At 73.5% G+C, this 7754-nt stretch carries 9 protein-coding genes and 1 pseudogene; 3 read left to right on the forward strand and 7 right to left on the reverse strand.

Annotated features, from left to right (window positions below):
• The coding region (locus E1292_RS48430) for a four-carbon acid sugar kinase family protein (protein ID WP_165975151.1) at window positions 1-435 on the reverse strand (435 nt) is incomplete at its 3' end.
• A 214-nt stretch (window positions 436-649) separates the two neighbouring features.
• Here E1292_RS48430 and E1292_RS48435 point away from each other — a divergent pair.
• Window positions 650-1570, forward strand: coding sequence for an aldo/keto reductase (locus E1292_RS48435; protein WP_132606556.1), 921 nt, complete (start codon window positions 650-652; stop codon window positions 1568-1570).
• Window positions 1571-1637: 67 nt separating this feature from the next.
• Window positions 1638-2408: an HpcH/HpaI aldolase family protein gene (locus tag E1292_RS48440; RefSeq protein WP_132606557.1), complete on the forward strand. Its 771-nt coding sequence runs from the start codon at window positions 1638-1640 to the stop codon at window positions 2406-2408.
• A 7-nt stretch (window positions 2409-2415) separates the two neighbouring features.
• Here the strand turns inward: E1292_RS48440 and E1292_RS48445 are convergent, their stop codons facing one another.
• Window positions 2416-2796 (reverse strand): VOC family protein, encoded by a 381-nt coding sequence (locus E1292_RS48445; protein ID WP_132606558.1) that lies wholly within the window; start codon window positions 2794-2796, stop codon window positions 2416-2418.
• 127 nt (window positions 2797-2923) lie between these two features.
• Here E1292_RS48445 and E1292_RS48450 point away from each other — a divergent pair, with 127 nt between their 5' ends.
• Window positions 2924-3712, forward strand: coding sequence for a mechanosensitive ion channel family protein (locus E1292_RS48450; protein WP_181958418.1), 789 nt, complete (start codon window positions 2924-2926; stop codon window positions 3710-3712).
• Window positions 3713-3817: 105 nt separating this feature from the next.
• On the opposite strand, the gene E1292_RS48455 is transcribed toward E1292_RS48450, so the two are convergent.
• From E1292_RS48455 to pcaH, 5 genes and pseudogenes are all read right to left on the reverse strand, one after another.
• Entirely contained in the window at window positions 3818-4129 is a 312-nt protein-coding gene (locus E1292_RS48455; protein WP_246090965.1) for a DUF6401 family natural product biosynthesis protein, read from the reverse strand.
• A gap of 26 nt (window positions 4130-4155) precedes the next feature.
• Window positions 4156-5259: a bifunctional 3-oxoadipate enol-lactonase/4-carboxymuconolactone decarboxylase PcaDC gene (gene pcaDC, locus E1292_RS48460; protein WP_132606559.1), complete on the reverse strand. Its 1104-nt coding sequence runs from the start codon at window positions 5257-5259 to the stop codon at window positions 4156-4158.
• Entirely contained in the window at window positions 5256-6554 is a 1299-nt protein-coding gene (locus E1292_RS48465) for a lyase family protein (protein WP_132606560.1), read from the reverse strand. The genes pcaDC and E1292_RS48465 overlap by 4 nt, the downstream gene beginning before the upstream one ends.
• A 97-nt stretch (window positions 6555-6651) precedes the next feature.
• Window positions 6652-7140 carry a dioxygenase family protein gene (locus E1292_RS48470; protein WP_132606561.1) on the reverse strand — a complete coding sequence of 163 codons (489 nt, stop codon included), beginning with the start codon at window positions 7138-7140 and terminating at the stop codon, window positions 6652-6654.
• Window positions 7137-7721 (reverse strand): annotated as a pseudogene (gene pcaH, locus E1292_RS48475) (protocatechuate 3,4-dioxygenase subunit beta); the annotation flags it as partial. The gene E1292_RS48470 and the pseudogene pcaH, both read right to left, overlap by 4 nt.
• Window positions 7722-7754: the final 33 nt, after the last annotated feature.

The following is a 7754-nucleotide window of genomic DNA, read 5'->3' on the forward strand; positions in this document are numbered from 1 at the left end:
GGTGGAAGGAGGCTGGGGTCGGGGGGTCCAGATGCGTGTTTCGCGCAGCGGGACCCCGTGGATGAGGGGCACTCCGTCCACGACGGTACGCCCGGCCTGCGGTAGCGCGCTGGCGAGCACGGCGGGCGCGGGGGACGAACCCGCGGGGGTGGTCAGGCAGGCGTGGACGGTGGCGGCGATGTCCCCGCGCAGCAGCGAGTCGATTTTGATGAGGACGTGACGGTCCGCCGCCCAGGCGAGGGCCTCCCGTACCAGGCCGGCGGCATCGGGGCGGTGCCGGGTGTCGAGGTCGGCGACGAGCACGGGCGGCGCGGCGTCGTACGGCGGCCCCGACAGCGTGATGCGTGCGGGGCGCTCGGGCGACATGAGCGCGGCTGCCGTTTCCGCCGCCCCTGACAGGTCGTCGGCCAGGGCGAACACCGGAGCGTGGCCCACACACCCACCTCCGAACACCATCAGGCTGCGCGAATCACGCGGCAAGTATTGCACAAAACGCGCAGATTATGCCACAGTTGCCCGCAAGTACCGCGGACCCCCAGTACGACATCGAAGGGCTGAACGAGAGCGCGCCCGCCCCCTCACGACCCGCGGGCCGCCATGACGAACGGTCGGGCGCGACGGCCGGCCGGCTATCACGAGGGAAGAAGGCATGACTCCCGAACCGGTGCTCGGCACCATGACGTTCGGCGACACCGTGGACGCCGGGACGGCAGGGCGCATGCTGGACCTCGCGCTCGACGCCGGGGTGACCGGCGTGGACACGGCCAACGGCTACGCGGGCGGCGCCGCCGAGGAGATCCTCGGCGAGTTGTTGCGCGGCCGCCGCGACCGGGTGGTGCTGGCGACCAAGGCCGGCATCCCGCACCCGGACGCCGGCGAGCACGCGCCGCTCTCCCCCGCCGGGTTGCGCGCCTCGCTGGAGGGCAGCCTGCGGCGGCTGCGCGCCGACCACGTCGACCTGTTCTACCTTCACCAGCCGGACCGGGCGACGCCGCTGGAGGACACCCTCGGCACGGTCGCCGAACTGGTCGCCGAGGGCAAGATCGGCGACCTGGGCGTGTCCAACTACGCCGCCTGGCAGATCGCGGGGATCGCCCCGCGGCCCGTGGTCGCCCAGCAGCTCTACAACCTGCTGGCCAGGAGGATCGAGGACGAGTACGCGGAGTTCGCGCTCACCGCCGGCCTGCGCACGATGGTCTACAACCCGCTCGGGGGCGGCCTGCTGACCGGCCGGCACCGCTTCGACCGGGCTCCGGAGGCGGGCCGCTTCGGCGACTCCCGGCTGGCGGCGATGTACCGGCAGCGGTACTGGGACGCAGAGCTGTTCCGGGCCGTCGAGGACCTCGGCGCGATCGCCCGCGCGGCCGGGATGCCTCTTGCCGAGTTGTCGCTGCGCTGGCTGACCGGCAGGCCGGTGGTGAGCGCGGTGCTGCTCGGCGCGTCCGGCCCCGGCCAGCTCGGCGCCAACCTGGCCGCGCTGGCGGCCGGGCCGCTGCCCGCCGACGTGTCCGCCGCCTGCGACGCCGTGGGCGAAGCGCTCCGCGGCCCCATGCCCGCCTACAACCGATGAGTACCACGGCCTCCCGCCGCGAGGCCATCACGCACATCCGCATCAGCGCAGAGGAGACCGAGAGCGCATGACCGCCGCCGAGTTCGCCAGGAAGATCCGCAGCCGGGAACGGGCCGTCGGCTACTGGGTGGTGCTGGACGCGCCCGTCGCCACCGAACGCCTGGCCCGGCTGGGGTACGACTACATCGCGCTGGACGGCCAGCACGGGCTGATCGGCAACGCCGGGCTGCTGAGCAACCTCATGGCCATCGACGCCGGCGGCCGCTCGACCGGCCTGGTGCGGGTGGAGTCGGGCGAGCCCGCTGCCATCGGCAGGGCGCTCGACTTCGGCGCGGGCGGCGTGATCGTGCCGCTGGTCGACACGGCCGGGGACGCGGCTGCCGCCGTGTCGGCCGCCCGCTACCCGGCCGGGGGCCGCCGATCGTACGGCCCCATGCGCTCCATGCTGCGGATCGGCCCCACCCCGGCTGAGGCGGACGACAGCGTGCTGGTCCTGGCCATGATCGAGACGCCGGAGGGCCTGGCCAACATCGAGGCCATCTGCGCCACCCCTGGCCTGGACGGCGTGTACGTCGGCCCGTCCGACCTGTGCCTGGCCGTCGGCGGCCGGTTCCCCAACGACCCCGAGGTCGCCGGGGTGTTCGAGGAGGCGCTGGAAAGGATCAGGACGAGCGCCGAGCGGGCCGGGATCGCGGCCGGCATCCACAACCCGGGCGGCGAGCAGGCCGCCCGTCGCCTGGCTGAGGGCTTCACGTTCGCCACCGTCGCCTCCGACCTCGTCCACCTGGAGCAGGCCGCGGCCGCTCACCTGAAGGCGGCCGGCCTCGACCCGGAGTGATCCGCCGTTACGGCCAGGTCTTCGCCTCGGCGTCGAACAGTTCCCGGTCGCTCTCCACCGGCAGCACGCACATCAGGTGCCCGCCGGGCGCGCGCAGCGTGCGGCACTCCTGCCACTGCGAGACCTCGGTGGCGCCGAGCGCGACCAGGCGCCGGACCTCGGCCTCGACGTCGTCGGACTCGATGTCGATGTGCCAGCGAGGCGTGCTGTCGACCGACTGGACGGCCACGGCGAACCCCGGGACGGCCTCGTGCAGCGAGATGAACTGCTCGTAACCTTCGAGCGGCCGGGCGGTGGCCCCGAGCGCCGCCGCCCAGAAGGCGGCCGCCTCGCCTGCCTCGGCGGCTGGGGTGTCGATCAACAAGGCGTACACGCGGCTTCGATGCATGGTGATCACCCTACAGGGCACCTCGAACAACGATATGTCGCCTTATGCGAGCTTTCGGTGGCGCTGTGTGCATAGACCGATGCGGTACGGGTAGCGCCGTTGCATCAGCTCCTCGGAGGAGGAAACCGTGGACATCAACATAGGCCAAGGGCTTACGGACGTATTCCGGCAGATTGCAACGTTCGTCCCGAAGCTGATCGCGTTCATCGTGATTCTCATCATCGGGTGGATCGTGGCGAAGCTGCTGGAGAAGATCGTCAACAAGGTGCTCGAACGTGTCGGCTTCGAGCGGGTCGTTGACCGCAGCGGCGTGCACCGCTGGTTGGAGCGGAGCGACTACACCGCCAGCAGTCTGCTCGCCAGAATCGTCTACTACGCGATCCTGCTGGTCACCCTGCAGATAGCCTTCAACGTCTTCGGGCCCAACCCGATCTCGGCGCTGCTGGCCTCCGTGGTGGGCTGGCTGCCGAAGGCCATCGTGGCGATCGTGATCATCGTGGTGGCCGGCGCCATCGCGAAGGCTGTCAGGGACATCCTCTCCGGCGCGCTCGGCGGGCTGTCCTACGGCCGCTTTCTGGCGACCCTGGCCGCGGTGTTCATCTGGGCGCTGGGCATCATCGCCGCGCTCAACCAGATCGGCGTGGCCACCACCGTCACCACTCCGGTGCTGATCACGGTGCTCGCCACCGTCGGCGCGATCGCGGCCATCGGCATCGGGGGCGGTCTCATCCGGCCGATGCAGCAGCGCTGGGAGCGCTGGCTGGGCCGTGTCGAGGCCGAGGCGCCGCAGGCCAGGGCGCACGCGGAGGCGTACCAGCGGGGTCGTGAGGACGCCCGGTCGATGAGCGAGGAGACGACGCAGGTGCGGACGATGCCGGGCGGGCGCACCACCCGCTCGGACATGCCCCCGGAGTGACCGTGACGGCCCCCTGCCGGCCCGGCCCGCCCGAACCCGACCGGCCCGGCCTGCGGGGGCCCGGGTCGCGCCGGTGCAGGCCGGGCGGGATGCCGAGACCGGCGGTCAGGCCGGGTGGCCGTCCTCGAGCAGGCCGAGCTCGCGCGCCAGCCAGCAGACGGCCGTCAGCCGTAGCGCCGGCGCGTCCGGCTCGCCGCTGAAGACCCACCCCCGGTGCCGCAGCTCGTCCAGGAACCCGAGCAGGTAGTCGCCCAGCGTCTCCCTGTCGAGCGGGATCGCGTCACGCAGCACCGCGGCGTGCTGGTCGACCGCGGCCACCATGCCGGGGTCCGCGCTCATCCTGGCGAGCTGGGCGTCGCCCAGCGTGTTCATCAACCACCGCAAGGGCGAAGCCGCCCATCCCTCCTCGAAAACCACCCGCCAACCTTAAAGCATTTCCAAGGTCAGGGGCCCTCGGAGCCGAGGTCGTCCAGCGTGCGGCGGGCCACCGCGAAGGCGGCGTTGGCGGCCGGAACGCCGCAGTAGACGGCGGCCTGGAGCAGCACCTCCTTGATCTCGTCCGGGGTGAGCCCGTTGCGCAGAGCCGCGCGGACGTGCATGGCCAGCTCCTCCAGGTGCCCTCCGGCGACGAGGGCGGTGAGGGTGACGCAGCTGCGGGTGCGCCGGTCCAGCCCCGGCCGGTTCCAGATCTCGTCCCAGGCGTAGCGGGTGATGAGGTCCTGGAAGTCGCGGGTGAAGCCGGTGGTCGCGGCGATCGCCCGGTCGACGTGCGCGTCGCCGAGCACCTCGCGCCTGGTGCGCATCCCGGCGTCCCGTCCGCCGTCCCGCAGGTGACGGACGATGGCGGTGGTGACGGCGCCGGGATGTTCGACGCCGGCCAGGTGGGCCGCCCGCGGCACGACCGTGAGCGACGCTCCCGGGATGCCGCCGGCCAGCGTGAGTGCCTGGTCGAGGGGCGTGGCCGGGTCCTCGGCGCCGGCGATCACCAGTGCGGGCGCGGCGATCTCGCCGAGCCTGCCCGTCACGTCGAAGGCGGCCAGGGCCTCGCAGCAGGCGGCGTACGACGGGGCGTCCACCTCGCCCAGCCCCTCCAGCACCCACCGGCCGTCGAAGCCGGGGGTGAACCAGCGGTTCTCCAGCGCCGGGGCGAGCGCGGCCACTCCTTCGGCCCGCACCAGCTCCGCCCGCTCCCGCCACGGTCCCGGCTCGCCGAACCGGGCGGACGTGCAGCACAGCACCAGGCCGCGCACCCGGCCGGGGACGCGGAGTGCGGCGGTGGTGGCGATGGCGCCGCCGAGCGAGATGCCGCCGATCGCGAACCGTTCGTCCTCGACGAGGTCGAGCACGGCCGCCGCCAGGTCGTCGATCGTGAACCCGGTGGCCGGCGCCGACCCGCCGTGGCCGGGCAGGTCGTACCTGAGCACCCGCCAGGACGCGGTGAGCTCGGCGAGCTGGGGGCGCCAGACCTCTGTCGTGGTGCCGAGCGAGGGCCCGAGCACCAGCAGCGGCGCGCCGGACGGGCCGTCCACGCGGTGGTGGAGTTTCACGGCTGCTCCCGGTAGGTGGCGAGAATGCGGTCGACGAGTTCCGGAGCCGCTCCCACGTACGCGGACGGGTCGAGCAGCTCGTCCGGATCCCGGGTCAGGCCCGCCTCGGCCAGCGCCTCGCCGAGCACGACCGGCCCCCGCTCGGGCATGATCGCGGCGAGCCTGTCGCGGCCGAGGTGGGCGGCGAGGCGTTCGGCGACGAGGCGGCCGCCGGTCAGGCCGGCGTTGGCGCGCATCCGTTCGGGGAAGACCTGGAGCCCGCCCACCAGCTCGGCGGCGGTCTCGGCCGCGCCGCCGGTCAGGCGGAGCGCCTCGCGCAGCGGCAGCCACTCCGCCTGCCAGGCCCCGGCGGCCCGCTCGTGCTCGCCGACCTGGCCGAGCACCTGCGTGTACGCGGGCACCTGGAGCGCGGCCGACCGGACCAGTACGGACAGCGCAGGGTTACGCTTCTGCGGCATGGCCGAGGAGCCGCCGGACGACGACTCGGCCACCTCCCCGACCTCGGTCTGGGCCATCAGGATGATGTCGGTGGCCGGTTTGCCCAGCGCGCGGGCGGTGCCGGCGAGCGCCGCGCCCAGGTCGGTGACGGCGGAGCGCTCCGCGTGCCACGGCGCCGCGGGCGCGGCCAGCCCGATCTCCTCGGCGAACACCTCCACCAGGGGAAGCGCCGCGGACGGGTCCTGCTCGGCGAAGGCGGCCAGGGTGCCGGCCGCGCCGCCGAGCTGGGCGGGCAGGCGCAGCTCGCGCAGCCGGGCGCGGGCGCGCATGAGACCCGCCAGCCACTGCGCCGCCTTCAGCCCGAACGTCGTCGGCACCGCGTGCTGCCCCAGCGTGCGCGCGGCCATCACCGTGTCCCTGTGGCGCGCGGCCAGCTCGCACAGGTCGTCCATGACGGCGCCCAGGTCGCCGACGACGGCGCGGACCGTACGGGCGGCCACCAGCATGGCGGCGGTGTCCACGATGTCCTGGCTGGTGGCTCCCCTGTGCACGTGACCGGCCGCGCCGGGCACGGCCCGCCGCAGGTCGGCCACCAGCGGGACGACGGGGGTGGCCGACTGCCTGGACCGCGCGGCCACGCCGGCCGGGTCGGGCACGAGCGTGGCGGCGGCCCTGTCGATGGCGGCCGCCGCCTCCGGCGGGATGAGCCCCAGGCGGCCCTGGGCACGGGCGAGCGCCGCCTCGGCCTCCAGCATGGCCCGCAGCCACGCCGTGTCCGAGGTGATCGCCTCCGCCTTGGTGCCCGCCCGGACGGGCGCGAGCAGGCCGCCGTCGGCGCCCGGCTCGCCGGACGTCAATGGACCGCCGGACGTCGCTGAACCGCCGGACGTCGCTGAACCGCCGGACGTCGCTGAACCGCCGGAAGGCAATGGACCGTCAGAAGGCAATGGACCGTCAGAACTCAATGAACACCGTCTCCTCCGCTCCCTGCAGTCTCACATCGAAGCAGTAGGAGTCGCCAGAACCGGCGGCGACGAGCGTGGCCCTGCGCTCGGGTTCGAGGCCGTCGAGCAGCGGGTCGGGCACGTCCTCCAGGTAGACGCGGGTGAGCAGGGAGCGCAGCAGGCCGCGGGCGAAGATCTGCAGCGAGAGGTACGGCCCCGGCGGCCGGGCCGTGCGGAAGCGGTAGGTGCCGTCCGGCGCGGTGGCGCAGCGGCCGTACCCGGACACCTGCCCGCCCTCCCTGCTCAGCGCGCCGCGGTCGCCGGTGAAGCCGAGCCAGAGTTCGAGCAGGGCGTCGGGCACCGGCTCCCCGGCGCCGTCGAGCACCCGCCCGGTGAGCGTGATCGCGCCGGGATGCCCTTCGGGCACGAGCTCCCAGTCCCGCTCGTACGGCAGCGCGTGGCTGAAGAACGGTCCGACCGTCTGCGAGGGCGTGGTCATGGCGTCTCCGTCGGGGTGCGCCCGAGCACGATGTCGAACGCGTAGCCGAGGGCCCACTCGGGCTCGGTGAGGTCCAGTTCGAACGACGAGACGAGCCGCCGCCTGGCCGCCTCGTCCGGGATCGACTGCATGATCGGGTCGAAGGGCATCAGCGGGTCGCCGGGGAAGTACATCTGGGTGACCAGCCGCTGGGTGAAGGCCTGCCCGAAGACGGAGAAGTGCAGGTGGGCGGGGCGCCAGGCGTTGTCGTGGTTGCGCCACGGGTAGGCGCCCGGCTTGATCGTGACGAACCGGTAGCGGCCGTCCTGGTCGGTGAGGCAGCGGCCGGCGCCGGTGAAGTTCGGGTCGAGGGGGGCGGGGTGCTGGTCGCCGTCGTGGGCGTAGCGGCCGGCGGCGTTGGCCTGCCAGAGCTCGACCAGCGTGCCGCGCAGGGGGCGGCCGTCGTCGTCGAGCACGCGCCCCTCGACGATGATGCGCTCGCCGATGGGCTCGCCCGCGTGCTGCCTGGTCAGGTCGGCGTCGAGCGCGCCGACCTCCTCGTGGCCGAAGACGGGGCTGGTCAGCTCGATCGCGTCGGGGTCGAGCTTGAAGGCTGTCTCTTATACAACTCCGAC

Origin of the sequence: Nonomuraea deserti (assembly GCF_004348685.1) — a bacterium.
Taxonomy (GTDB): Bacteria; Actinomycetota; Actinomycetes; order Streptosporangiales; family Streptosporangiaceae; genus Nonomuraea; species Nonomuraea deserti.

What these genes read in the sequence shown, in the direction of transcription:
- E1292_RS48470 (WP_132606561.1), bottom strand. Translation starts at nt 7,140, where the DNA reads ATGACCACGCCCTCGCAGACGGTCGGACCGTTCTTCAGCCACGCGCTG.
- E1292_RS48445 (WP_132606558.1), bottom strand. Translation starts at nt 2,796, where the DNA reads ATGCATCGAAGCCGCGTGTACGCCTTGTTGATCGACACCCCAGCCGCC.
- E1292_RS48435 (WP_132606556.1), top strand. Translation starts at nt 650, where the DNA reads ATGACTCCCGAACCGGTGCTCGGCACCATGACGTTCGGCGACACCGTG.
- E1292_RS48440 (WP_132606557.1), top strand. Translation starts at nt 1,638, where the DNA reads ATGACCGCCGCCGAGTTCGCCAGGAAGATCCGCAGCCGGGAACGGGCC.